The organism is Mumia sp. (assembly GCF_028803055.1).
GTDB lineage: Bacteria > Actinomycetota > Actinomycetes > Propionibacteriales > Nocardioidaceae > Mumia.
This window is the reverse complement of sequence record NZ_JARBCJ010000306.1, coordinates 1-2,268: the sequence shown is the minus strand read 5'-3', so window position 1 is coordinate 2,268 and position 2,268 is coordinate 1. Positions and strand designations below refer to the sequence as shown.

Here is a 2,268-nt window from a genome sequence, read left to right as displayed (position 1 = left end):
CGGTCGACAGCAGAGTCGTTCCGGGAGACGACGGGGACCAACACCGAGTACGACGCCTGGCGGGCCTTCTACGCCGACGCGCAGAGGCTGGCGCTCTCCGTGGCGCCGACCTTGCTGCGGCCGCTGCCCACGACCGAGGCGATCCGAGAGGACGTGGGCGAGGCCGTGTGGAGCGACCTCGTGGCGCGGCCGCTGGGCCACGCCATCGAGCGTCGCTTCACCAGCGACCTCGTCCGCGGCGTGGTCGCGACGGACGGCCTGATCGGGACGTACGCCTCGCTGCACGACCCGACGCTCCAGCAGAACCGCTGCTTCCTCTATCACCTGGTCGGCAACGGGTCGGGCGAGTGGCGGGTCCCGGTGGGTGGCATGGGCGCGGTGACCGACGAGCTGCGTCGCGTCGCCGAGGAGGCCGGCGCGGAGATCCGGACGGGGGTGACGGTCCGTGCCGTCGACGCGGACATCGACGGCGTCGTCGTCCACGCCGACGGCCTCGACATCGAGGCCCGCTGGTTGCTGTCGGGCGTGGCACCGTACGTGCTGGCGGGGCTGCTCGGTGATCCCCTGCCCTCGAAGCCCGAGGGGTCCCAGCTCAAGATCAACCTGCTCGTCGACCGGCTGCCTCGGCTGAAGTCGGGCGTCGACCCGAAGGTCGCCTTCGCCGGCACCTTCCATCTCGGCGAGACCTACGAGGAGCTCGAGCGGGCGTTCGCGACGCCGTCGCCCGACGTGGCCTGCGGGGAGCTGTACTGCCACACGCTCACCGACCGCTCGATCCTCGGTGCGGAGCTCGCGGGGACGGACGCGCAGACGTTGACGTACTTCGGGATCCACTGGCCGTACGCCGAGAGCAGCGATGACGCCAAGGCGCGCGGCTGGCGGGCGTTCGAGTCGGCGATCGACGCCTACCTCGAGGAGCCGATCGCGTCGGTGATCGCGCGCGACGCGAACGGCGACCCCTGCGTCGAGGTCAAGACTCCGGCGGACATCGAGAAGGATCTCGCGATGCCGGGTGGCCACATCTTCCACGGCGACCTGCAGTGGCCCTGGGTCGAGCACCTGGGCCGTACGCCGGCGGAGCGGTGGGGTGTCCAGACCGGGCACGCGCGCGTGCTGATGTGCGGATCGGGCGCACGGCGCGGCGGCGCGGTCAGCGGCATCGGGGGGCACAACGCTGCGATGGCGGTGCTCGACCACGAGGGCCGCGCAGCCTGAGCCGCCCCGTCCGCCTCGTCCGCGTTTCGTCGAGTTCCGGTCTGTTCTTCGTCGTGATTCGGTCCACAACTCGACAAAACGGGGACGGTGCCGCACCCCGGCGTGATGCTGGTCACGTTGCGGTCCTGATGTCCGTTACGGGCGTCACATTTGAGCATGATGCGTCGCTGCTGAACGGGCTGTTGCGCGATCCGTCACGCTCCTCCACCGTGGGGGCATCACATCGATGCCCGCCGCGTGAAGGAGCTCCCATGACCGAGCTGATGGTCGGCCGCCCGGACTCGCTTCCCGAGCCGGAGCCGTACGACCTGCGTGACCGCTTTCGCGCCGGCTCGCCGCCGGTGCTGCTGACCGGCGTCCAGGCCATCGCGCGCCTCCTGGTCGAGCAGCGCGAGCACGACCGGCGTGAGGGCCGGCGCACCGCGTCGTTCGTGTCCGGCTACCAGGGCAGCCCGCTCGGGGGCGTCGACCGCATGCTGGCTGACATGCCCGACGTGCTCGAGGCGAACGACATCCGCTTCGTCCCCGGCCTCAACGAGGAGCTCGCCGCGACGTCGGTGTGGGGCACCCAGCAGCCGCTCGATCCGGCCGAGGCGGTCTTCGACGGCGTCGTCGGCTACTGGTACGGCAAGGCGCCCGGCGTCGACCGCGCGACCGACGCGCTGCGGCACGCCAACATGTACGGCGTCGATCCGCGCGGCGGAGCCGTGATCCTCGCGGGCGACGACCCCGCCTCCAAGTCGTCCACCGTCCCCGCTGTCAGCGAGCGGACGTTGGCCGCGCTCGGCATCCCCGTCCTCTTCCCCCGCAACGCCGCCGAGATCGTCACGCTCGGGCTCCACGCCGTCACGCTCTCGCGTGCGTCGGGCTGCCTGGTCGGGCTCAAGATCGTCGCCGACGTCGCCGACGGCTCGTGGGTGGTCGACCGCCCCGCCGACGCCTTCCGCCCGGTCGTGCCGTCGATCGAGTGGGACGGCAAGCCCTGGTCGTACGCCCAGGCGCCGATGATCGTGAACCCGGACGCGATCGTGGGGGCGGAGGCGCAGCTCGTCG

General features: G+C 71.6%; 1 protein-coding gene and 1 pseudogene. Both read left to right on the top strand.

Annotation, left to right across the window (positions count from 1 at the left end; genetic code table 11):
- Positions 1–1,215, top strand: a 1,215-nt coding sequence (locus tag PV363_RS17405) for an NAD(P)/FAD-dependent oxidoreductase (protein WP_301023033.1), incomplete at its 5' end; no start/stop codon positions are given.
- Positions 1,216–1,466: 251 nt separating this feature from the next.
- Positions 1,467–2,268: pseudogene (locus PV363_RS17400) on the top strand (indolepyruvate ferredoxin oxidoreductase); the annotation flags it as partial.